The organism is Micromonospora vulcania (genome assembly GCF_042658605.1).
Lineage (GTDB): Bacteria > Actinomycetota > Actinomycetes > Mycobacteriales > Micromonosporaceae > Micromonospora > Micromonospora vulcania.
This window is the reverse complement of sequence record NZ_JBHSQS010000010.1, coordinates 103,446-124,672: the sequence shown is the minus strand read 5'-3', so window position 1 is coordinate 124,672 and position 21,227 is coordinate 103,446. Positions and strand designations below refer to the sequence as shown.

The window sequence follows — 21,227 nt, the reverse complement described above, 5'->3', positions numbered from 1 at the left end:
CCGTAGGGTCGGCACGGTGACGCACCCTGAACGCGGAGTGAACTGATGTCGATCCCTTGGCGGGACGCGATGAGCCGGGCCCTCTACGGGCCCGGCGGCTTCTTCGTCGCCGGGCCCGGCCCGGCCGATCACTTCCGGACCAGCGTGCACGCCTCTCCGGCGTTCACCACCGCACTGTTACGCCTGATCACGAAGGTAGACGCATCTCTCTCCCACCCTGCTCAACTCGACGTGGTCGATGTGGGCGCTGGGCGGGGGGAACTCCTGCATGGTCTGCTTCGAGCCGCGGAAGACACCGCCGGGTCCGCGGTGCGGGACGAAACCTCGGCGCTCGCCATTCGTCCGTCGCTTGCGAAACGAGTGCGGTTCACCGCCGTCGAATTGGCACCTCGCCCCGAACACCTACCTGACGAGATCGGGTGGGTGTCGGAGATTCCCGATGGGATCACCGGAGTTCTGCTGGCCACCGAGTGGCTGGACAACGTCCCGCTGGACGTGGCAGTACACACCGGAGACGGCTGGCGCTACCTACTGGTCGACCCCAGCAGTGGTACGGAGACAGTCGGCGGACCAGTTGACTCTGCTGACCTCGACTGGCTGACAACCTGGTGGCCCGCAGCCCCAGGCGGTACGGGCCGCTCGAACCGTGACGCGGGTGACGTGACCTGGCCCGATGCGACCAGCGAGACCGGGTCGGGTTTCCGGGCAACCCCCCACAGCGACCACCCCCGGGTCGAGATCGGCCGAACCAGGGACCGAGCGTGGGCAGAAGCGATCAGGAAGATCGAGCGCGGAATGGCGGTAGCGGTCGACTATGGGCACCTCAGGGAGAGCCGGCCGGTGCACGGGACGTTGACCGGGTACCGGGGTGGGCGGCAGGTGCTTCCGGTACCGGACGGGACCGCCGACGTGACCGCGCACGTGGCCATGGACTCGGTCGCCTCCGCCGGTGCGGCGGTCGCCCGGTGTGCGTACTCCCTCGATCTGCAGCGGGAGGCGCTGCGGGCGCTCGGGGCCGACGGTGGCCGACCGCCGCTGAGCCTGGCCGGAACCGACCCGGCCGGGTACGTGCGGTCGCTGGCCGCCGCGTCGGCGGTGGCCGAGCTGACCGACCCGGCCGGCCTCGGCGGCCACTGGTGGCTGCGCCAACCGGTCGGCGTCCCGCTCGGTCCGGCCGTGGCACGATGACGGGCATGACCACCGACGCCGGAGACCTCCGTGAACTGACCGTCGGCACCGGGGCCGGCCTGGTCGCCGGCACCGGCGATCAGCAGCTCGGCACCGACATGGTGCTGAACATCGGCCCGCAGCACCCGTCCACGCACGGCGTGCTGCGGCTGAAGCTGGTGCTGGACGGCGAGCGGGTCATCGCCTGCGAACCGATCGTCGGCTACATGCACCGGGGGGCGGAGAAGCTCTTCGAGGTACGCGACTACCGGCAGATCATCGTGCTGGCCAACCGGCACGACTGGCTCTCGGCGTTCTCCAACGAGCTGGGTGTGGTGCTCGCGGTGGAACGGCTGATGGGCATGGAGGTGCCGGAGCGGGCCACCTGGCTACGGATGGCGCTGGCCGAGCTGAACCGGGTGCTCAACCACCTGATGTTCCTCGGCTCCTACCCGTTGGAGATCGGCGCGATCACGCCGGTCTTCTACGCCTTCCGGGAACGGGAGACCATTCAGGCGGTGCTGGAGGAGGTCTCCGGCGGGCGGATCCACTACATGTTCAACCGGGTGGGCGGGCTCAAGGAGGAGGTGCCGTACGGCTGGACCGGTCGGGCCCGGGAGGCGATCGGCGAGGTACGTCGACGGCTGCCCGATCTGGACCATCTCATCCGGCGCAACGAGATCTTCCTGGCCCGGACCGTGGGTGTGGGAGTGCTCTCGGCCGCCGACGCCGCCGCGTTCGGCGCGTCCGGGCCGGTGGCCCGGGCCTCCGGGCTCGACCTGGACCTGCGCCGCGACGATCCCTACCTCGCCTACGACCAGTTGGACGTACCGGTGGTCACCCGCACCGCCGGGGACTGCCACGCCCGCTTCGAGGTGCTGCTCGACCAGGTGTACGCGTCGCTGGACCTCGCCGAGCAGTGCCTGGACCGGGTGGACCGGCTGACCGGACCGATCAACACGCGGCTGCCCAAGGTACTCAAGGCACCGGAGGGGCACACCTACGCCTGGACCGAGAACCCGCTCGGCATCAACGGCTACTACCTGGTCTCGCGCGGCGAGAAGACGCCCTGGCGGTTGAAGCTGCGCACCGCCTCGTACGCCAACGTGCAGGCGCTGGCCACCCTGCTCCCGGGGTGCCTGGTCCCGGATCTGATCGCCATCCTCGGCTCGATGTTCTTCGTGGTCGGGGACATCGACAAGTGAACCGGCCGGCCCGGGCCGGAGGCGCTCGCCGCGAGCTGCAGCGACCGCCGGCGGTCAGCGCCAGCGATCGGTGACCGGGGAACCGCCGGCGCGCGGCGCATCGTCCTGCGGCGGGTAGCCGTACCGCTCCTCGACCCGGCGTCGGCCGGCCCGCTCCGGGGCGGGTTCCGGCTGGTGGCCACGCTGGTGCGGCGGGCGCCACTCGTCCGGCACCGGTACGCCGCCCACTGGCAGCGCCGGCCGGTCGTCCGGTTCGGCCCGACGGTACGGATCGCGCTCGTCGTAGCGGCTCGGCTCGTCGTGGCGGCTCGGCTCGTCGTACCGGCGGGCGTCCTCGTGACGGCGGGGTTCCTCGTGACGGACGGAGGCCCAGCGGTCGGCCATCCGGTATTCGGTGCCGCTGGCATCGGCGTGCACCTCGGCCCGGCGCTCACCGACCCGCAGCTCACGGCCATGATCGTCGTCACGAACAGCCGCCCACCGGTCACCGGCCCGCAACTGCGACCAGTACTCGCCGGTGTCGTCGGCCTGTAGGGCAGGCCCGGGCTCCGGGGCGGCGGCCCGCTCGGGCTCGCGCTGCTCGGACCAGCGGCCGTCGTCGCGCTGCGGTCGCTGGGCGTACGCGTCGCGCGGATCGGTCCACTCCGGCTCGTCGTGCCGGGCCCTCCAGCCGGGCTCGTCGCCGCCGAGGTCGGGCTCGTGGCGGTCGGCTCTTCTGCCCGGTCCCCCCTGCGCTCCGGTCCAGGCGGGTTCGTCCCGGGCCACGGGCTGCCCGCCCCAGGATCGGTCGTCGGCGTGCCGGGCACGGTCGTCACCGGGACGGGCTCGATCATCGACGGGACGGGCTCGGTCGTCACCGGGGCGGCGGTCGTCGGCGTACCCGGGTCTGGGGCGGTCCTCCCGCTCACCCCACGAGTGGTCCGTGGGCCGGGAACGTCCTTCCGCGCCGCCGCCTCGGGTCCACTCCTGCGCGGGCGGGGTCCACTGGCCGGCGTACCCGCCGCCGTACCGTCCGCCCGGCTCGGCCGAGCCACCGTCCACCACCGTGTGCCGGGTCGTGACGTGCACCGTCTCGGTGTGCCGGACCACGCCCGGCCGGTGTGTCGGCTCGGGGCGGTCCTGTTCACGAGGGCGGGCGGCCGAGCCGTAGGCGGCGGGTCGATCCGCGCCGTACAGCCTGTCGCCGGCCGGCGGCTCGTTGCCGGCGGCCACCCGCGGGTACGCCGGCTCGTCATCGTCCACACGCTCGGAGCGGCCCCACCGGGCGGCGGGCTCCTGCGGACCTGGCACCCGACCTCGACCGGCCTGGGCGTTGCCGGGCACCGGCACCCGGCTGCGGGCAGCCGGAACCTCGTCCACCGGTTCGGCGGCCAGCACCCGCGCCCGGCCCGCACCTGCCGGCTCGGGGGCGGGGGCAGCGCCGGCGGGGTTGGGGGCAGCGCCGGCCAGGGCGGCACCGGTGGCGTCGAGACGGCGACGCACCGCGGCGACCGCTTCCTGTGCCCGCTGCGCCTGGTCGATCGCCTGGTTGCCGCGCTGCGCGGCCGCCACGATCTCACCGCGCAGCTCCCGGCGCAGCTCCTCGAGCTCGTCCTGCAGCTCGTCGGCGCGCACGGAGTCGCCGTCACCGTCCGGCCGCAACGCGACGGAGAGGCCGATCAGCACCACCGACGTGATGGCGAGCACGGCCGCGAAACGCAGCGGCGTGTTGCCGTCGGCGACCAGCAGGATCAACGCGGCCACCGGGGCGAGCCCCACACCGGCCCAGAAGAGCACGGTCAGCAGCGGCGACTGACGCCGGACGTCGGAAGTGACCGGGGCTGGCATGGATGTGCAGCCTACCGAGGATCGCCGCTCAGGGGAACGGACCCGAACAACCCTCGCGGACTTCTGACCTGGCCATTGATCGGTTCATGCGCATTTCTCGTTCGAGGAAGCCACAGGTCCGTGGTGCAATCGACGTTCGGCAATCAATGGAGGTGGAGATGCGAGCATCGAGAACGGTGCAGCGAATGTCCGTGCTGGCGGCGGTTGCCGCCCTGGGGGTCGTGGCGACCGGCCAACCGGCCTGGGCAGTCGAGCAGACCCTCAAGATTGGAAAATACGTCTTCGCGCACGGAGGCGTCATCAACAGCGGTTACACGCTCTACGCGTGCGACGACCGGGCCAACGGTGTCGGCGCGGTGACCGAGGTCCGGCTCAACACCGGTTACACCGACAACGTGCGGGATCCGAACGGCTCCGCGTCCGGGTGCGGCCAGAAGAACACGTCCGGTTCGTCGTACGCGTTGCAGTACCGGGTGTGCTCCGGCGAAGCCTGCACCGGTTGGGCTCGGGCGTACTGACGCGACGACGCCCCCTACCCGGCGAGGGTCGGGGGCGTCGTCAACGCGCCACGAGGTGGCTCAGCTGGTGGCGAAGGCGCTGTCCGAGGAGAAGATCAGACCCACGCTGATGGCACCGGTGCGCAGCCCGTTCTTGGTCAGCGGCCCGCCCTGGTCCAGCGAGGAGAACGAGCCCACCGAGAGCCCGTACGTCTTCTCCAGACCCGGCTTGCAGAACGGACGCTGCTGGCACTCCGGCGGGCCACCCAGCACGGTCGCGCTGCCGGAGCACTTCGCAGCCAGCTCGGAGAGGGTCCGCACGCCGTACTTGTCGGCGAACTCCTGGGTGACCGCGAAGGCGTTCTGGTCCTGCGCGGCGGCAGGGGTACCGAAGGTGATGCCGGCCTTGTCGCCCTCGGCCTTCAACGCGGTCACCGTCTTGTCCACATCCGGCGAGGAGACCGGCGTGGCGTTGGCACCGTTGACCTTGGTGTTGAGGAACTCGGCCATGGTCGCCGCGTACTCCGGGACGACCTGGATCTCGCCCTTCTGCAGCGCCGGCTCGTAGAGCTCGCGGTTGCCGATCTGCTGCACCTTGACCTGGTAGCCGGCGGCGGTGAGCACGATCCGGTACAGCTCGCCCAGCGTCTGGCTCTCGCTGAAGTTGCCGGCACCGACCACGATGTCGCCGCCCGGGCCCTTGGCGATGCCCGCCGTGAGGTTGTTGGCGGTGGCGAACTCCTCGGCCGCCACCTTGGGGGTCTTACGGTCCGTGTCGACGGCCTTGTTGAGCAGGATGAGCTTCGGCGTGTCGAGCGTGGCGGAGACCTTGTCGAGTGCGGCGAGCAGCTGCGGGTTGGCGACCTTGCTGTTGACCGCGGGAATGACGTTGTCGGAGTTCTGGAGCTTCTTGTCGTCCTGCAGGGCGATCAGCTGCTGGCCGGAGACCGGGGCGCACCCGGCACCGGACGCGCTCTGCTGAGGCGCGTCGGTGCCGGACGAGCCGGCGTCACCACAACCGGTCAGCAACCCTGCCGCGGCGACGGCGCCGATGGCGCCGATCGCCAGACGTGTACGTGCGCGCATACGCCCGCCTTCCGTGTCCCGGCGCGACCCGTCCCGGGCCGGCCGCGTGTCCGACGGGCGATCCTGACTGTCGGCCGCCCGCGAATATCCACCCAACATCTTCCGCAGCCGACCGACAACTTGAGATGGACTTCGTCACCGCATCGTCACCCGCCCGACCGCCGCCAGCAGCGCAGTTCACCGACGGCTCACCCGGACGGGTCACCCACCGAGGCAGAGCCGGATCGGTCAGGCGCGGCCGGTGGCGTCGGCAGGTCGGGGTCGCACCACGCGCTGCCGGCCGCGGCGCAGCGGACGGGGCGTGACCAGGCGTTCCACGACACTCAGGACCACCTCGGCCAGCAGCGCGAGCCCGGCCACCAGCACGCCGCCGGCCACGATCTGACCACCGCCGACCGCGATGCTCAGGCCGAAGCCGGTCCGGATGATCTCACCGAGGCCGCCGCCGTTGACGAACGAGGCGAGCGCGGTGGTGGCGATCACCTGCACGGCAGCGGTCCGGAAACCGGCGGCCAGGTAGGGCACCGCGAGCGGCAACTCCACCCGACGCAGCACCTGCCCGCCGGACAGACCCATCCCGCGGGCCGCGTCGAGAGCCTCCGGGTCCGCTTGCCGTACGCCGGTGTACGCGTTGGCCAGCAGCGGCGGTACGGCGAAGACGGCCAGGGCCACCACCACCGGTGTCCGGCCGAAGCCGAGGAAGGTCAGCGGCAGGATGGTCAGCAGCGCCAGGGTGGGGATGGCCAGGGTGGCGTTGGACACCAGCACCACCAGGCCGCCGCCCCGCCTGGCGTGCCCCAGCCAGAGCCCGAGCGGCCAGGCCACCAGGCAACCGAGCACCACGGCGGCGGCGGAGATCGCCAGGTGCTCGCCGAGCCGGTCCAGGACGCCGCCGGGGTTGGTCCAGTTCAGTGGGTCGTTGAGCCAGAGCACCGCCTGGTGTACGGGGCTCGCGCCGGCGCTCACCGGGCGCCCCGGGCGGACCAGGGGGTGAGCAGCCGGACGACCAGGACCAGCAGCAGGTCCAGCAGGACGGCGAGCGCCACGCAGAGCACCGTACCGGTCATGATCTCGGCCTTGTAGAGGTTGTTCTGGAAGCCCGCGAAGATCAACTGCCCGAGGCCGCCGTGCCCGACCAGCACCCCCACGGTGACCAGCGCGACCGTCGACACGGTGGCCAGCCGCAGTCCGGTCAGGATGCCCGGGACCGCCAGGGGCAGGTCGATCCGGAACAGCCGACCCCACCGGCCGTAGCCCATGCCCTCGGCGGCCTCCCGGACCTCGGGCGGCACCTGGTTGAGCCCGGCCACCACATTGCGAACGATCAGGAGCAGCGCGTACAGGACCAACCCGACCAGCACGGTGGTGGTGCCGGTGCCCAGGTAGGGCGCGATGAACGCGAACAGCGCCAGGGACGGAATGGTGTAGATCACACCTGTGACGCCGAGGATCGGGCCGGCCAGTGGGCGGAACCAGTACGCGGCCACGGACAACGGCAGAGCGATCAGCGCCGCGATCAACACCGCCCGCCCGGTGAGGGAGGCGTGTTCGCGCACCGCGGCGAGGATCGTGTCAGAGTTGTCCCGCACGTACTGCCAGGAGAACCAGGGGTTACCCGGGTCGGCCCGGTAGCTCAGGCGGAAGGACATACGTGGACGTTACCCCGGAGGCCGCCGGCATGACCGAATCCCCTCGCGCGGCATCGATCTCCCTGCAGGGCATCCAGAAGCGCTACCCGAACGGCACCGAGGCCGTGCGGGATCTCAGCCTGGAGGTCAAGCCCGGCGAGCTGGTGGTGCTGATCGGCCCGTCCGGCTGCGGCAAGTCGACCGTGCTCCGCATGGTCAACCGGCTGATCGAGCCGACCGCCGGGCGGATCATGCTCGGCGACGAGGACGTCACGGACGTCGACCCGGTGCGGCTGCGCCGCCGGATCGGCTACGTGATCCAGAACGTCGGGCTCTTTCCACACCAGACGGTCCGCGCCAACGTGGCCACCGTGCCCGGTCTGCTCGGGTGGTCCCGCGACCAGACCCGTTCCCGGGTCGACGAGCTGCTCGAACTTGTCGGACTGGACCCGGCCGAGTTCGGCCGCCGCTACCCGCACGAGCTGTCGGGTGGGCAGCGGCAGCGGGTCGGGGTGGCTCGCGCTCTCGCCGCCGACCCGGTGGTGTTGCTGATGGACGAACCGTTCTCGGCCGTCGACCCGATCGTCCGCGCCCGCCTGCAGGAGGAGTTCCTGCGCCTCCAGGCCGAGGTCCGCAAGACGATCGTGCTGGTCACCCACGACCTCGACGAGGCCGTCCGGCTCGGCGACCGGATCGCGGTGCTCTCCGAGGGCGGGCACCTGGAGCAGTACGACACCCCGGCGGCCCTGCTCGGCACGCCCGCCACTCCGTTCGTGCAGGAGTTCGTGGGTGCCGACCGGGGCATCCGCCGGCTGGCCGTGACCCGACTGGATCGGGAGTCGCTGGAGCCGGTGCCCGGGAACGCTCCAGCGGACCTGCCCACCGTGCCACTGGACGGCAGCGCGTACGACGCGCTGGCAGTACTGCTCACCTCGGGACGGGACCGACTCGTGGTCACCGACGCCGGCCGGCCGGTGGGCGCGCTCAGCCGGCAGCGCCTGCTCGACCTCGGTCGGTCGACGGACTAATCACCCCGAACACGCACGGCCCGGCTCGGCGGCCGAACACGGTCAGGCTCGGCCGCCGAGGCTGGCGGTGCCGATGATCCAGCCGGTGAGGAAGCCGTAGCCGGCACCGGCGCTGGCGTCCTGCAACGCGCCCAGCATCGACGGGTCCGGGCCGAACAGCGCGGCCAGCACGGCGGCGAGTCCGGCGGCCAGCACGTACGCGGCCCAGCCGGAGAAGAACTGGCTCACCGAGCCGGGCACCCGGGCCACCTGGGCGGCCGGCAGCAGATAGAGCAGGGCCACCGCGAGGATCACCAGCAGGACAGCCCGCAGGTCGGCGGCGAACAGCCCGCCGGCCTGCCCGTCGGCGTCCAACCGCCAGGCCGGCCACGCCAGCAGTCGCAGATAGAAGTGGCCGGCCGACTCCGGGTCGTCGAGCCCACCGGCCCAGCCGGTGTACGCCGGGCTGCCGCAGATGCCAACCAGCAGCAGTGCGGCGAGCGCACCCGTGCCGGCGGCCGTCCCGTACCGGCTGACCGGGCCGGAGCGGTGCAGGAACGCCATCATCCGCCCAGATCCCGAATCGGCCGGCCGGCCGGACCTGGGCTGCCCCGACCGCCTCAGTGCTTCAGCAGGTAGTCGATGAAGGCGGCCCGCAGCAGCGGCGCCGACTCCTCGTAGCCGTGACCGGTCAGCTCCCGCCACAGCGCGGCGGCCTCGTCGATCGTCGGTCCGACCGAGTTCGGTGCGCCGTCCAGCGCCGCGGCCTCGTCCGCGTTCGGCAGGTGCCGCAGCACCGACCAGTAGAACCCCACGTCGCGGTGCTCCCGGGCGCGGGCGAACGCCCGCTCCCGCAGCTCTTCGGTGGGCAGCGCGTCGAGCTCCTCGAACGAGGTTCCACCGGGGGTGGCGGCAGGTGTGTCGGTCATGCCGCCGAGCCTAACCGTCGAGATCAGCTCCGGCTCGGTGGACGCGGCGTAGGTCACCGGTCATCGGCGTCCCACCGGCGCGGGCTGTCGTCCCAGCGCGGGTCCCGCCACGGGTCGGCCGGTTGTGGTGCGGCCGGCGTGGGTAGCGAGGGAGGCCAGTTGTCGGCCGGCTGCGGCCGGGGCACGGTCCAGCCCGCGCTGATCGTGCCGTCACCAACCGGCTCGGACCGATCGGTGCCATCCGGCCGAGGCCGCCCGTACGACTCGACCAGTCGGGTGGCCAGCAGCCCGACCCCAACTGCCGCACCGCCGACCGTCCAGTGGCTCACCGTCCAACCGCGCGCTCGCGCGTACGCCTGGAAGACGGTGACCAGGCACACCGCCAGCAGGGTGCCGAACACCCCACCTCGGCGGCCGTACGCGCTGGTGCCGCCGAGCAGGGCCACCCCGATCGCCAGCACGGTCCAGTCCAACCCGGTGCTGGGCGTGACCGGCCCGGGACCGTTGGCGGCGAGCAGCACGCCGGCGAGCGCGGCCAGCACGGTCGAGCCGACCAGTGCGGCCGCGGTGACCACGGCGGCCACCGCTCCCCGGCGGCGGGCCGGATCGGCGACCGGCCGGTATCGGCCGGCCAGCCGACGAATCGCTCGGATCGCACCGAACAGCCCGCCCAGGACCGCCACCGCCGCGAAGCCGGCGACGAGATAGGAGGCGGTCTGGCGGGGGTTGTAGTCGCCCTGCACCAGAACCGGCGCCGAGCGCCGTTCGATGTACACCACCACGCCCGCGGCGGCACCCAGGCTGGCCGCCCAACCCGGCACGTGCAGCACCACCACGACCAGCGCCAGCACCAGCCCGCCCACTGCGGCGACCGCGACGGCCGGGCCGACGGACGCCGGTAGACCCCGGTCGCCCTGCTCGGCGTAGTGCAGCGCGGCGGCGACCGCGATCGGTCCGACGGCGAGGTTCGGGGCGGCGGTACGCAGGCTCAGGCCGGCGGCCAGGGCGAGCAGCCCGAGGCCGACCAGGTCGACCAGGAGCGTGCGTAGGTCGTTGCCGCGCAGCATGTCCGGCTCGGCCCGCCAGAGCAGCAGGCCCACGGCGACCAGACCGGCCAGTAGCAGAATCTCCCACCCGACGTGCACCCCGATGCGGTCCCGACCGGGCTCACCGTGGGTGGGGTCGTCGAAGACGTTCTGCAGTACGGCGGCGGGCACTTCGGGCGAGGGCTCGACTGATCGGTCCCGGCCCGCTTCTTCGTACCCCATGACGCCGCCTCCCCGCTGGCCGGCCGTTCCCGATCCGGCACACGGACGGACCGGGGCGGCCGTTGCTCTCCGATCGCAGGCACCGTACCCGCGCCCGGTGCCGGGCGTAACCCCCTGGTCAGCGCTGACCGGGACGGCTCTCCCGCGGGTCAGGCTCGCGCTCGTCGTCCGGACGCTCCGGCACCCGGCAGGAGCGTTCCAGCCAGAGAGCCGCCCCGACCAGCGCCAGCGAGGCGAGCAGGCCACCTCCGGCGGCCGGCCGATCCTGCGTGGCGGCCCGGGTCGTCTCGACGAAGAGCCAGCCGGTGAGCCCAGCGTAGAAGCCGGCGAAGATGGACGCGGCCAGTGCCGACGCCTTGGCCAGCACGACGAACCGGGCGACCAGCAGCGGGTTGACCGGGTCCCGGCCGGGCTTGCGTTCGATCCGGCCCCGGGTGTTGATCGCGGCGTACGCCTCCAGCACGGCGAGCGCGGCCAGCGTCACCACGGGCAGCCAGGGCAGCCGGGGAATGCCGCTGTAGTAGAGGGTGCTGATCAGCAGCCAGGCCACCGCCGCCGCGGCCAGGGCCGACACGGCCAGACTGGAGATCCGGGTGGGGCCCATCCGCGACCGGTCCGGGCCCGGACCACCCGGTGGTGGGGACTTCGCCTGCGTCATGCCGGCTGGCTCCGCTCGGTCATGCCGTCGACTCTAACGCCAGTTCCGGCCGGGGACGCAGATCCAGCGCGTCCTGCGCCGCCGGGCCGGCAGTGAGCAGGTCGGTCAGCCAGCCGTGCCCGGGCAGTCGACCGTAGGGCTGGATGTCGATCCACGGCCGTAGCACGAAGGCGCGCAGGTGCGCCCGAGGATGCGGCAGGGTCAGTTCGGGGTCGTCGCTGAGCACCGGCTCGTCGTCGTCGCCCCAGACCGCGATCACGTCCACGTCCAGGGTGCGTGGCCCGAACCGCCGCTGCGGGTCGCGGACCCGGCCGGCCGCGGCCTCCGCGGCCCGGGCCCGCTCCAGCCAGTCGCGCGGGGCCGCCGCGTCGTCCTGGACCAGCAGCACCGCATTGAGGTACGCGGGCTGCTCGACGTCCCCCCACGGTGGAGTCTCGTACACGCCGGAGACCACCAGCACGGCGTCGCCGAGCGTGGCGAGCGCCGTGCGCAGGTTGCCCAGCCGGTCACCCAGGTTGCTGCCGAGCGAGAGCACCGCCCGGGTCATCGGGCGCGCGTCCTGGTCATGGTGACGGCCACATCGGTGAAGGTGTGCGGCACCGGCGCGTCCGGCTTGTGCACGGTGACCGTGGCGGTGGTGACCCGGTCGTCGGCCAGACAGACCCCGAGCAGTCGGTCCGCGAGGGTCTCGATCAGGTTCACCGGCTCGCCGGTGACCACCGCGACCAGGCGTTCGGCCAACTCGCCGTAGTGGACGGTGGTGGTGACGTCATCACTGGCGGCGGCGGGGGCGAGGTCAATCTCCAGGACGGCGTCGACCACGAAATCCTGCCCCTGGGCGCGCTCGAAGTCGTACACACCGTGCCGCCCGTGAGCCCGCAGGCCGGTGAGCTGGATCCGGTCGGTCATCAGTTCTCCCCTCGGACGGCGTGCGCCGGGACCAGGCGCGGGCCACCGGTGGCGGCCCAGACGGCGAGCGCGTCGGCGGTGGCCCGCACGTCGTGTACGCGTACGCCCCAGGCGCCCGCCGCGACGGCCAGCACGCTGGTGGCGACGGTGGCCGCCTCCCGCTGCGTCGTCGTCCGCGGCGTGCCGTCCGGCCCGGCGAGCAGCCGCCCGAGGTAGGACTTCCGGCTGGCCCCGAAGAGCAGCGGGTACCCGAGATCCAGCAGTTCCGGCAGGCGGGCGCTGAGTTCCCAGTTGTGCGCGGCGGTCTTGGCGAAGCCGAGGCCGGGGTCGATGACGATACGGTCGGGGGCCACACCCGAGGCCAGTGCCGCGTCGATCCGCTGGGCCAGCTCGGCCCGGACCTCGACCACCACGTCGGTGTAGCTGGCCAGGTCGCGCATCTGGCGGGAGTGACCGCGCCAGTGCATCAGCACCCAGGGGCAGCCGGCGTCGCGGACCACCCGGGCCATGTCGGGGTCGGCCAGCCCGCCGGAGACGTCGTTGACCACCGTCGCGCCCGCGCCGAGCGCGGCCTCGGCGACCCGTGCGCGGGAGGTGTCGATGCTGACCGGCACTCCGGCGGCGGTCAGCTCGCGAATGACCGGCAGTACCCGGGCGGCCTCGGTCGCGGCGTCGATCCGCTCGGCACCCGGACGGGTCGACTCCCCGCCGACGTCGACCAGGTGCGCCCCGGCATCGCGCAGACGGACGCCGTGTCCGACGGCGGCGTCGAGGTCGGCGTACCGTCCGCCGTCGGAGAAGGAGTCCGGCGTGACGTTGAGGACGCCCATCACCACCGGGCCCGGAGCCCGTACCAGATCGGTCACGACTAGACGGTACCGGTCGCTACGGCGGCACCCACCGACCCGGGTCGACCCTCACGCCACCACACCTGACGTGCCAATTGGAACAGGTGTACGATCGGTCATCCGGGCACGATCGGGCAGCCCGTTCGCGGCTTGTCGCAATCCGGGCCGGGCCGTACGCTTTGGAATTGGCCAGCATCGAGATGGCGAAGCCTGGAGGGAGGGCCGAAGCGGGGAAAAACCGCCCAAAGCTCACCACGCTCCGTGGTGAGTAACGAACACAGGGTCGAGAACGCTGCGCCCTGTGAGCACATTTCCCGCCAGGCTTGCCTACTGCGCCGCCGCGGCACCGCCGGCCGCGATATGGGGAGGTTCCAGTGATCGCCTTCGAGCTCATGGAGACGGCGTCGTCCGGCGTCGGCCACGCGCTCTCCACCCTGGCGTCGGCTCCGCTCGCCGAGCCGGCACCGAAGGGGATCGACACCAACAGTGTGGTCACCTTCTTCGCCAGCAAGATCGCGCCGATCCTGCTCGCCGTCCTGGGCGTCATCTTCATCGGCCGCGCCAGCCGGGGCGAAATCTCCAAGGTGCTGACCAGTTCAGCGATCGCCATCGTCGGGCTGGCCTTCATCGCCGGGGCGGCCACACTCTTCTTCGTCGGCGATTACCTGATCGACCTCATCTTCGAATAGGCGCGATCACCAGATGCGGCTGCGCACTGACGACGACATCTACCGGGCCCGCCTGGTCTACCTCGGGCCGCCCGGCTACACCCTTCCGGTCCACCTGCCGTACGCCCAGTACGGGCTCTTCATGTTGCTCGTCCCCCTCTACATGTTCATCCACTGGCTGTTCACGCTGACGGTCGAGCTGTTCCCCGCCTGGGAGATCGCACTCGCCATCGTGACCACGTCGTTCATCTTCCGGCACGTCGACCCGGACCGGCCTGCGCGAGTGGTCATCCGCACCGCGCTGACCGACTGGCGACGCACCCGGGAGCCGGCGGTCGAGCTGCGCGACCCGCGCCTGGTCGGCAGTCGGATCAGGATCCGGGAGGAGCTGGCATGACCGGGCGTACGCCGATCGGTCCGTCGCACGATGCGGGTGAGGCGGTCGCATGAGTCGCTCCTCCACGCCGGGGTCCCCGGCCGGCCGCCCAGGCGTGCCGGCTGGTCACCGTGCGCAGTCGTTCGACTACACCGAAGACGAGGACGAGGTGGCGCTCGATCCCGCGCTGGTGACCTCACCGGGGCACGGCGCGGTCGGTGTCTTCCAGGCTCCCCGCCCGGTGCCCCGCCGCACGCCGCACGCCGAGCCCAGCGCGGTCACGGCCGGCGAGAACCCCGACATCGACTCCCCCTTCCTCGACCTCTTCGGCGCGTCCCGGCCCGGCTCGGCTCGGGCCGTGTCGGCCGGCCCGGGCACCCAGGAACAGCCGCCGGCCCCACCGCAACCACCCGCCGCCGGGCCGGCGCCGGCCCTGCCCGCCCACCGGCTGCCCGACCGGGCACCCGAGTTGGAACCACCGTGGTCGCCCGCCGACGAGCCCACCGGCGGCGGACGTTCCGTCGAGCCACGACGGGGCGGCGGCCACCCGACCGGCGAGTCCCGGGTGCCGCACCAGGCCGGCGACCGGCTGCCGATGATCCATCCAGCGAGCGGGCCCGGCCCGACGGCAGAGGGCACCGCCCCGTCGCCCGGTCCGGCCGCCCGATCGGCCGGCACCGCTCCGGTCGGTCGTCCGACGGCCACGCCTACGGGCCGGTCGGCGGCCCCTGCGGATCCACCGCGCACTGACCGTCCGGCCCTGGAGCGGGCACCGCGCCGAGCCGGTTCTCAGCCGACACCGCTTGCTGCCGACTCCTCGGGTCGGGAGGTCGCCGCACCCCGGCAACGCGCCGCGAGCCGACCCGACCGTCCGATCCGGCCCACCCGGGTCCGCGCCCCGAAGATCAAATTTGGGGATCGGGACCCGTCGGTCGAGCTGGCCATCACCGAGATCGCCGGTCACCTCACCTTTACCCCGAACACCGTCACGGCCTGGTACTGGCTGCCCGAGGTGCGCTGGGCGTTCCGGCCGGACGCCGAACGCGAGGCGCTGCTCTCGGCCATCTCGGAGCAGTACGCCGGCCTGGCCGGCTTCCGGCTGCACCTACGCCGCACCACCCGGCCGTTCCCCGCCGACGAGTGGGCGCGCACCATCGACGCGCACACTCCGGCACCGCTACCCGACGTGTCCGGCACCACCGGCTGGGCCGACCACCTGGTCGCCGCCCAGCGGCACCTGATGGCGGTCAACCACGCCGAGGGCCAGACCTACCTGGGTGTCACCTTCGCCCGCCGGTCGCTCGGCGACTCGCTCACCGAACGGTTGCTGCGCAGCTTCGGCCGGGGCACCGCCGAGGGTGAACGCCGCAAGCTGGGCCGCACCGTCGAGCAGTTCGACGAGGTGCTCGGCGCGTTCGGCATGCGCGGACGGCGGGTCACCGCCCAGGAACTGGAGTGGCTGCTCTACCGCTCGGTGGCGCTGTGCATGGCACCGCCCGGCACGCTCTCCCCGGTCACCGACGGGCACTGGGAGCGCGGTGACCTGCTCGCCCTCACCGAGCAGGTCGAGCGCTACCGCACCCCGTACGGCTCGACGGTGAAGCTGGTCAACCGGATGACCGGCGAGGAACGGCACGTGGCCGTCCTCGCCGTCGGACGGATGGAGCCGCTGGAAATCCCCGAACGGCACGAGCCCTGGCTGCACTTCCACGAGCGGCTGCCCTGGCCCATGGAGATCTCCACCCGGGTCGACATCCTCGGCTCCGGCGACTCGTTCCGCAATCTCGAACACCGACTGCGGATGATCCGATCGCAGCAGCTCGACTACGCCGAGCACGGCATCGACGCGCCCCCGGAGCTGGAGCGGCTGGCGAAACGGGCGCTGGTCATCGGCGACGAGATGACCACCGGGCTGCCGGTCGACTCGGCCCGCGCACACGGCTGGCACCGGATCGCGGTCGGTGGCCGGACCAGGGAGGAATGCCTGGAGCGGGCCCGCCGGCTCATCCAGCTCTACTCCCGCGAGCTGCGAATCTCGCTCCAGCACCCGAAGAACCAGGACTGGCTGGCCCGCGAGTTCATCCCCGGCGAGCCGATCGCCAACACCGGCTACGTCCGCCGGATGCCCGTCCCGCTCCTCGCCGCCGCACTGCCGCAGGCCGCCTCCAACGTGGGCGATCGACGGGGCGACCTGATCGGCCGGACCGCGGGCACCTGCCGCCGCCCGGTCTTCCTCGACCTGCACTTCCCCATGGAGGTACGGGAGCGCTCCGGGCTCGCCGTCTTCGTGGCCGAGCCGGGCGGTGGCAAGTCGACCCTCCTCGGCGCGCTGGGCTACCTGGCCGCCCGGCGGGGCGTCCAGGTGACCCTCCTCGACCCGTCGGGGCCGCTGGCGCGACTCTGCGCGATGCCCGAGCTTCGGCCGTACTCCCGGGTGCTGAACCTGACCGGCTCGGAGCACGGCACGCTGGCCCCGTACTCGCTGATCCCGACGCCACTGCGCAGTGAGTTCGGCGCCGGGGCCTCCGGCGACCGCGAGTTCGAGATCGCGGTCTCCAACGCCCGGGCCGAGCGTCGGATGCTGGTCCAGGACATCTGCATGATGCTGGTACCGCCGCAGGTGGCCCGGGAGGCGTCCACCGCCACCCTGTTCCGGCACGCGGTCCGCCAGGTCCCCGCAGAGGAGACCTCCACCCTGGACGACGTGGTCAGCTGCCTCGGGCGACTCGACGACGATGCCGGTAAGGAACTGGCCAACCTGCTGCTCGACACCGCAGAGATGCCCCTCGCCATGCTCTTCTTCGGCCGCCCACCGGAAGGGCTGCTCGGCGCCGACGCGGCACTCACGGTGATCACCATGGCCGGGTTGCGACTGCCCGACCTCAAGATCGAACGCGAGTACTGGTCCGCCGAGGAGGCGCTCGCCCTGCCGATGCTGCACACCGCGCACCGGCTCGCCGTCCGCCGCTGCTACGGCGGGTCGATGTCCTCCCGCAAACTCGTCGGCCTGGACGAGGCGCACTTCATGGAGGGGTGGCGATCCGGGCGCTCGTTCCTGGTCCGACTCGCCCGAGACTCCCGCAAGTGGAACCTGGCCGCGCTCGTCGCCTCACAGAACCCCCGCGACATCCTCGGCCTCGACGTGCAGAACCTCGTCTCCACCGTCTTCGTCGGCCGGATCGCCGAGGACGCCGAGATCGCCTCCGAAGCTCTACGCCTGCTGCGGGTGCCGGTCAACGACGGGTACGAGGCAACTCTGGCCTCACTCTCCGCCGCCGACACCAGCTCGGCAGCCCGGCTCGGCTTCCGCGAGTTCGTGATGCGGGACGTCGACGGCCGGGTGCAGAAGGTTCGGGTCGACGTCTCGTACGTCGACGGGCTGCTGGACCACCTCGACACCACGCCCGCCGCGATCGCAGCGGCGGCCGGAGTGCTACCGAGCATCCCCCTGCCGGATCTGGAGGCGTGACATGGCGAGGGCCCGGGCACGGATCACGACGTTCCTGCTCGCCCTCGGCGTACTGGCCGGGGCCACCGTCACCTGGCCGCTGATCGGCGCGGAGGCTGCTGCCGCCGCCCCACCGGCAGCCCAGGCCCGCGCCGACCTCTGCACGACCCAGGAGTGGCAGGCCGACTTCCGGGCCTGCGTGGCGAAGCTCAAGGAGGTCAGCGAGGACGAGGTCAAGTGCCGTAACGCCCCGGTCCCCGGCACTCCCGACTCCGGACTCGCCGGCTGGTTCGCCTCCGCGCCACCAGCCGAGGCTGCGAACGGAATAGCTGGCCGATACAGCCTTTACGGCTACGGCGGTTACAGCTATAACACCTACGACATCGACGGTGGCTGCGCATCGAGCGTGCTGCATCCGGATTACAAGTTCACCACCACCGTCGCCAACGGCGAGTTCATGGTCGCCACGGCCATCATCGGTGCGTCGAACGCCCTCCGGGAGCGCGCCTGGGACCCCGGTTCGATGTGGGGCTGGGCTGATCCACTGGTAGACACGGCAACCAAGGCCGTCTACGAGAAGGTGTTCAGCGTCTTCGGCATTGTCACCTTGTGTGTGGTTGGGCTCTATCTGCTGTGGCGCTCCCGCCAGTCAGACATGAGCAATGCAATGACCACTGCGGGCTGGGCGCTGCTGGTAATGGTCGCGGTTACCGCTCTTGCCGCTTGGCCGGTCAAGTCGGCGAATATCGCGGACGGTGCCCTAGTCACCAGTCTCGGAGTGGTGCACGACGCTGTAGGTCCGCAAGCGAAGGAGCCGCCGCCAGACCAGTGCATTGACCCCAACCGGTGCAAAGATCTCCGGACACCTGCCGTCCGAGCCAGTGACACCGCGACCGAGACCATGCTCTACCGGAACTGGCTCCGCGGGGTGTTGGGTTCGGCGGACAGCGAGACCGCCCGCAAGTACGGCCCGGCCCTCTACGACGCCAAGGCACTCTCCTGGGAAGAGGCTGAAAAGCTTCGCGCCAACCCGGCCACCCGGGAAGCGACGATCAAGGCCAAGCAGCAGCAGTGGGCCCGGGTCGCCCAGCAGATCCAGACCGAGGACCCAGAGGCGTACGAGTACCTCCAGGGAGTGCGGGACATGGACCGGGTCGGCGCCGGGTTCATCGCGGTGCTGGCCTCGGTGCTCTTCGCGATGTTCGACCTGACCGCGTCGTTGCTGGTGCTGCTGGGCTTCCTGATCTTCCGGTGGGCGGTGATCGCGGCACCCATCCTGGGCACCGTCGGCCTGCTCCGACCGGCCAGCGCCGGACTGCGACGGCTGGCGAACGCCGTCGTGGCGGCGGTGTTCAACATCGCGATCTTCGGCACCGGGGCGGCCATCTACCTGTTCGCGGTCGACCTGATCATGAGTACGCCGACCCTGCCCGGTTGGCTCCAGGTGGTGCTGGTCTGGCTCTGCGGTGTGGTGGGCTGGCTACTACTGCGGCCCTACCGTCGGATCACCCAACTCGGCGGCAAGGACAGCAGCGAGGCCGTCAGCTCGGCCGGCTCCTGGCACCGCCGGTTCTTCCGCGACATGCGGACTGCGGCGCGGCTGGACGTGGCGGAGCCCGGCGGCACGGCGGAACCGGTGGGCGGACGCCGCCGGTCGCCGGTCGCCGAGCAGACCAGGCTGCGTCCAGAGGCCCGACGGGAGGATCCGGTCACGACACCGAGCGCCCCGACTGACAGCCCGCGCACCGGTGCCGGGCGCCCGGACGGTCGGGAGCGCGCCGACGAGGCACCGACGGAGACGCCCGGCGGCCGAGGCCGTTCCGTCCCGCCACAGCCGCGCCGGCGGCAGCCGGCCACCTGGACCGAGCCGGACGTGCCGGCCGAGAACCCGTCGTTCGTGGTCTACCGACCGGGCTCGACCGAACGTGCCCCGGACCGCACCGGACCCCGGGTGCGCTCAGAGGCGCGGTGACGGTGATGCGACGGGCCCTGGAGTTCCTTGTCACCCGGGCGCTGCGGTCCCGACTGGGGGTGGCGCTGGTGATCGCGGTGCTCGTCCTCGGTGTGCTCGGGGCAGCCCGGCTGGTCGCCGACCCGGCCGATCCGGCGGACGGACTGAGCAACCGGCCCAACCGACCGATCACCACCGTGGACCCGACGGCCGGCGACGATGGCGCGATCTCGACCGAGGCTCCGCCGTCGCCGGTCACCCGGCCCGGTGACCGCACCCCCGAGCAGACCGCCGACCGGTTCGCCGCGGCCTGGCTGGGCGGCCCCGACATCACTGCCGAGCAGTGGCACGCCGACCTGCGGCCGTTGTCCACGCCGGCGCTCACCGAGAAACTGGCGGGCGCTGACCCTGGTGGCGTGCCGGCCGAGGAGGTCACCGGCCCGCAGGCCGTACGGTCGCGTACCGAGACGTTCGTCGAGGTTTCGCTGCCCCTGGACACCGGGCGGCTCCGGCTGGAACTGGTCGCCGCAGAGGGCGGATGGCTGGTCGACGTGGTCGATTGGGAGCGGCCGTGACCGCCGGCCGGGGCGGCTTCTTCCGCCGGCCGGCGCGGGTCGGCGTGATCGCCGCGGTGCTCACCGGGGTACTGCTCCTGCTCTGTTGCACCGGCGGCACCGCGGCCTTCTTCCTCAGCGGCCTCGGCGGCGACGCGGAGAACGGGGACACCATGGCCGGCTGGGGTTGCGGCCCGGTCCGTCCGGTAGACATCGCTGGTGAGCTGCCTCGGTTCACCGAGTACGGCGACGGGCAGATCCGCAACGCCGCGATCATCATCAAGGTCGGTCAGGACCTGGGGGTGCCGTCCCGGGGCTGGGTGATCGCCCTGGCCACCGCCATGCAGGAGTCCGCACTCCGTAACCTGGCCAACAGCGACGTGCCGGAATCCCTGGCGCTCCCTCACGAGGGCGTCGGCGCCGACCACGACTCGCTGGGCCTGTTTCAGCAGCGGCCGGGGTGGGGCACGGTCGCCGAGCGGATGACCCCCGCCTACACAGCCCGCAAGTTCTACGAGAAGCTCGTCAAGGTCCGGAGTTGGCAACGCCGGCCGCTGACCGTGGTCGCGCAGCAGGTCCAGGTCAGCGCCTACCCGGACGCCTACGCCAAGCATGAGGATCTGGCCAGCCGGATCGTCGACGCGCTGGCTGGCGGCGCGGCCCGCACCATCGAGATCAACGGGAAGGCGATCTGCGACGCGGCCGAGCGCGGCCAGATCGCCGCCTCCGGCTGGACCGCCCCGATCCCGGGCGATGTCGGCTCCGGCTTCCGCACCTCCGATCGGCCCAGCCACAACGGCGTCGACATCGGTGCGGGCAAAGGCACCGAGATCCGTGCCGCGGCGGCCGGCCGGGTGCTGGTCGCCCGCTGCGATCCGGACAACCGGGGCCGGCGGGACTGCGACGTGGACGGGTACCCGGGTAAGGGCGGCTGCGGTTGGTTCGTCGACCTGCTGCACGCCGGCGGCTACATCACCCGGTACTGCCACATGGTGGTCCGCCCACGGGTGGCTCCCGACCAGATCGTGCCGGCCGGCGAGGTGATCGGGCAGGTCGGCAGCAGCGGCAACTCCTCCGGCCCACACCTGCACTTCGAGGTGCACCTGCGCAACGACCGGTCCAGCCGCGGTGCGGTCGACCCGATCCCGTTCATGCGCGAGCGGGGTGCCCCGCTGCGCGGCACCGCGTGAGGCCAACACAG

The 21,227-nt window shown here is 72.1% G+C and carries 21 protein-coding genes; 10 read left to right on the top strand and 11 right to left on the bottom strand.

The annotated features are described in order from the left end of the window. Positions 1 to 45: 45 nt before the first annotated feature. Both ACFQGL_RS18455 and ACFQGL_RS18450 read left to right on the top strand, forming a co-directional pair. Positions 46 to 1,188 (top strand): SAM-dependent methyltransferase, encoded by a 1,143-nt coding sequence (locus ACFQGL_RS18455; protein WP_377513364.1) that lies wholly within the window; start codon positions 46 to 48, stop codon positions 1,186 to 1,188. Then, positions 1,185 to 2,372, top strand: a complete 1,188-nt coding sequence (locus ACFQGL_RS18450) for an NADH-quinone oxidoreductase subunit D (protein ID WP_377513362.1) — start codon at positions 1,185 to 1,187, stop codon at positions 2,370 to 2,372. The genes ACFQGL_RS18455 and ACFQGL_RS18450 overlap by 4 nt, the downstream gene beginning before the upstream one ends. Before the next feature lie 54 nt (positions 2,373 to 2,426). Here ACFQGL_RS18450 and ACFQGL_RS18445 read toward each other — a convergent pair whose 3' ends face one another. Then, entirely contained in the window at positions 2,427 to 4,199 is a 1,773-nt protein-coding gene (locus ACFQGL_RS18445; RefSeq protein ID WP_377513360.1) for a hypothetical protein, read from the bottom strand. 158 nt (positions 4,200 to 4,357) lie between these two features. On the opposite strand from ACFQGL_RS18445, the gene ACFQGL_RS18440 reads away from it, so the two are divergent. After that, positions 4,358 to 4,717 carry a hypothetical protein gene (locus ACFQGL_RS18440; protein WP_377513358.1) on the top strand — a complete coding sequence of 120 codons (360 nt, stop codon included), beginning with the start codon at positions 4,358 to 4,360 and terminating at the stop codon, positions 4,715 to 4,717. Positions 4,718 to 4,777: 60 nt separating this feature from the next. Here the strand turns inward: ACFQGL_RS18440 and ACFQGL_RS18435 are convergent, their stop codons facing one another. The 3 genes from ACFQGL_RS18435 to ACFQGL_RS18425 all read right to left on the bottom strand — a co-directional run bounded on the left by ACFQGL_RS18435 (position 4,778) and on the right by ACFQGL_RS18425 (position 7,431). Further along, positions 4,778 to 5,782 carry a glycine betaine ABC transporter substrate-binding protein gene (locus tag ACFQGL_RS18435; RefSeq protein ID WP_377513356.1) on the bottom strand — a complete coding sequence of 335 codons (1,005 nt, stop codon included), beginning with the start codon at positions 5,780 to 5,782 and terminating at the stop codon, positions 4,778 to 4,780. A 228-nt stretch (positions 5,783 to 6,010) separates the two neighbouring features. Further along, positions 6,011 to 6,748, bottom strand: coding sequence for an ABC transporter permease (locus tag ACFQGL_RS18430; protein WP_377513354.1), 738 nt, complete (start codon positions 6,746 to 6,748; stop codon positions 6,011 to 6,013). Next, positions 6,745 to 7,431, bottom strand: a complete 687-nt coding sequence (locus ACFQGL_RS18425; protein ID WP_377513352.1) for an ABC transporter permease — start codon at positions 7,429 to 7,431, stop codon at positions 6,745 to 6,747. Before ACFQGL_RS18425 ends, ACFQGL_RS18430 begins: the two co-directional genes overlap by 4 nt. A 2-nt stretch (positions 7,432 to 7,433) precedes the next feature. Between ACFQGL_RS18425 and ACFQGL_RS18420 the strand changes: the two genes are divergently transcribed. Beyond that, complete coding sequence (locus ACFQGL_RS18420) at positions 7,434 to 8,438, top strand: ABC transporter ATP-binding protein (protein WP_377513350.1); 1,005 nt, start codon at positions 7,434 to 7,436, stop codon at positions 8,436 to 8,438. Between the two features lie 42 nt (positions 8,439 to 8,480). On the opposite strand, the gene ACFQGL_RS18415 is transcribed toward ACFQGL_RS18420, so the two are convergent. The 7 genes from ACFQGL_RS18415 to folP all read right to left on the bottom strand — a co-directional run bounded on the left by ACFQGL_RS18415 (position 8,481) and on the right by folP (position 13,047). Then, positions 8,481 to 8,984: a hypothetical protein gene (locus ACFQGL_RS18415; protein WP_377513348.1), complete on the bottom strand. Its 504-nt coding sequence runs from the start codon at positions 8,982 to 8,984 to the stop codon at positions 8,481 to 8,483. 53 nt (positions 8,985 to 9,037) lie between these two features. Next, positions 9,038 to 9,346 (bottom strand): hypothetical protein, encoded by a 309-nt coding sequence (locus tag ACFQGL_RS18410; protein WP_377513346.1) that lies wholly within the window; start codon positions 9,344 to 9,346, stop codon positions 9,038 to 9,040. Between the two features lie 53 nt (positions 9,347 to 9,399). Beyond that, on the bottom strand, positions 9,400 to 10,614 hold the full coding sequence (locus ACFQGL_RS18405) for an ABC transporter permease (protein WP_377513344.1): 1,215 nt from the start codon (positions 10,612 to 10,614) through the stop codon (positions 9,400 to 9,402). 118 nt (positions 10,615 to 10,732) lie between these two features. After that, positions 10,733 to 11,272, bottom strand: a complete 540-nt coding sequence (locus ACFQGL_RS18400; protein ID WP_377513342.1) for a DUF3180 domain-containing protein — start codon at positions 11,270 to 11,272, stop codon at positions 10,733 to 10,735. 19 nt (positions 11,273 to 11,291) lie between these two features. Further along, positions 11,292 to 11,819 carry a 2-amino-4-hydroxy-6-hydroxymethyldihydropteridine diphosphokinase gene (folK, locus tag ACFQGL_RS18395; RefSeq protein ID WP_377513340.1) on the bottom strand — a complete coding sequence of 176 codons (528 nt, stop codon included), beginning with the start codon at positions 11,817 to 11,819 and terminating at the stop codon, positions 11,292 to 11,294. Further along, positions 11,816 to 12,181, bottom strand: coding sequence for a dihydroneopterin aldolase (gene folB, locus ACFQGL_RS18390; RefSeq protein WP_377513338.1), 366 nt, complete (start codon positions 12,179 to 12,181; stop codon positions 11,816 to 11,818). The genes folK and folB overlap by 4 nt, the downstream gene beginning before the upstream one ends. Then, a complete protein-coding gene (folP, locus tag ACFQGL_RS18385; RefSeq protein WP_377513336.1) occupies positions 12,181 to 13,047 on the bottom strand; it encodes a dihydropteroate synthase in 867 nt (288 codons plus the stop codon). The genes folB and folP overlap by 1 nt, the downstream gene beginning before the upstream one ends. Positions 13,048 to 13,403: 356 nt before the next feature. Here folP and ACFQGL_RS18380 point away from each other — a divergent pair, with 356 nt between their 5' ends. Genes ACFQGL_RS18380 through ACFQGL_RS18355 form a run of 6 tightly spaced genes read left to right on the top strand, consistent with a single transcriptional unit; the run spans position 13,404 to position 21,216 of the window. Continuing rightward, on the top strand, positions 13,404 to 13,718 hold the full coding sequence (locus ACFQGL_RS18380) for a hypothetical protein (RefSeq protein WP_377513334.1): 315 nt from the start codon (positions 13,404 to 13,406) through the stop codon (positions 13,716 to 13,718). 13 nt (positions 13,719 to 13,731) lie between these two features. After that, positions 13,732 to 14,094 carry a hypothetical protein gene (locus ACFQGL_RS18375; protein WP_377513332.1) on the top strand — a complete coding sequence of 121 codons (363 nt, stop codon included), beginning with the start codon at positions 13,732 to 13,734 and terminating at the stop codon, positions 14,092 to 14,094. Positions 14,095 to 14,143: 49 nt separating this feature from the next. Next, positions 14,144 to 17,542, top strand: a complete 3,399-nt coding sequence (locus tag ACFQGL_RS18370) for an ATP-binding protein (protein WP_377513330.1) — start codon at positions 14,144 to 14,146, stop codon at positions 17,540 to 17,542. 1 nt (position 17,543) lies between these two features. Further along, on the top strand, positions 17,544 to 19,493 hold the full coding sequence (locus ACFQGL_RS18365; protein ID WP_377513328.1) for an MFS transporter: 1,950 nt from the start codon (positions 17,544 to 17,546) through the stop codon (positions 19,491 to 19,493). Beyond that, the gene (locus tag ACFQGL_RS18360; protein WP_377513326.1) at positions 19,490 to 20,047 is read left to right on the top strand and encodes a hypothetical protein; all 558 of its coding nucleotides are present in this window, start codon (positions 19,490 to 19,492) and stop codon (positions 20,045 to 20,047) included. The genes ACFQGL_RS18365 and ACFQGL_RS18360 overlap by 4 nt, the downstream gene beginning before the upstream one ends. Continuing rightward, positions 20,044 to 21,216, top strand: coding sequence for a M23 family metallopeptidase (locus ACFQGL_RS18355; protein ID WP_417565877.1), 1,173 nt, complete (start codon positions 20,044 to 20,046; stop codon positions 21,214 to 21,216). The genes ACFQGL_RS18360 and ACFQGL_RS18355 overlap by 4 nt, the downstream gene beginning before the upstream one ends. Positions 21,217 to 21,227: the final 11 nt, after the last annotated feature.

What these genes read in the sequence shown, in the direction of transcription:
- ACFQGL_RS18455 (WP_377513364.1), top strand. Translation starts at nt 46, where the DNA reads ATGTCGATCCCTTGGCGGGACGCGATGAGCCGGGCCCTCTACGGGCCC.
- ACFQGL_RS18450 (WP_377513362.1), top strand. Translation starts at nt 1,185, where the DNA reads ATGACGGGCATGACCACCGACGCCGGAGACCTCCGTGAACTGACCGTC.
- ACFQGL_RS18445 (WP_377513360.1), bottom strand. Translation starts at nt 4,199, where the DNA reads ATGCCAGCCCCGGTCACTTCCGACGTCCGGCGTCAGTCGCCGCTGCTG.
- ACFQGL_RS18440 (WP_377513358.1), top strand. Translation starts at nt 4,358, where the DNA reads ATGCGAGCATCGAGAACGGTGCAGCGAATGTCCGTGCTGGCGGCGGTT.
- ACFQGL_RS18435 (WP_377513356.1), bottom strand. Translation starts at nt 5,782, where the DNA reads ATGCGCGCACGTACACGTCTGGCGATCGGCGCCATCGGCGCCGTCGCC.
- ACFQGL_RS18425 (WP_377513352.1), bottom strand. Translation starts at nt 7,431, where the DNA reads ATGTCCTTCCGCCTGAGCTACCGGGCCGACCCGGGTAACCCCTGGTTC.
- ACFQGL_RS18415 (WP_377513348.1), bottom strand. Translation starts at nt 8,984, where the DNA reads ATGATGGCGTTCCTGCACCGCTCCGGCCCGGTCAGCCGGTACGGGACG.
- ACFQGL_RS18410 (WP_377513346.1), bottom strand. Translation starts at nt 9,346, where the DNA reads ATGACCGACACACCTGCCGCCACCCCCGGTGGAACCTCGTTCGAGGAG.
- ACFQGL_RS18405 (WP_377513344.1), bottom strand. Translation starts at nt 10,614, where the DNA reads ATGGGGTACGAAGAAGCGGGCCGGGACCGATCAGTCGAGCCCTCGCCC.
- ACFQGL_RS18400 (WP_377513342.1), bottom strand. Translation starts at nt 11,272, where the DNA reads ATGACGCAGGCGAAGTCCCCACCACCGGGTGGTCCGGGCCCGGACCGG.
- folK (WP_377513340.1), bottom strand. Translation starts at nt 11,819, where the DNA reads ATGACCCGGGCGGTGCTCTCGCTCGGCAGCAACCTGGGTGACCGGCTG.
- folB (WP_377513338.1), bottom strand. Translation starts at nt 12,181, where the DNA reads ATGACCGACCGGATCCAGCTCACCGGCCTGCGGGCTCACGGGCGGCAC.
- ACFQGL_RS18375 (WP_377513332.1), top strand. Translation starts at nt 13,732, where the DNA reads ATGCGGCTGCGCACTGACGACGACATCTACCGGGCCCGCCTGGTCTAC.
- ACFQGL_RS18370 (WP_377513330.1), top strand. Translation starts at nt 14,144, where the DNA reads ATGAGTCGCTCCTCCACGCCGGGGTCCCCGGCCGGCCGCCCAGGCGTG.
- ACFQGL_RS18365 (WP_377513328.1), top strand. Translation starts at nt 17,544, where the DNA reads ATGGCGAGGGCCCGGGCACGGATCACGACGTTCCTGCTCGCCCTCGGC.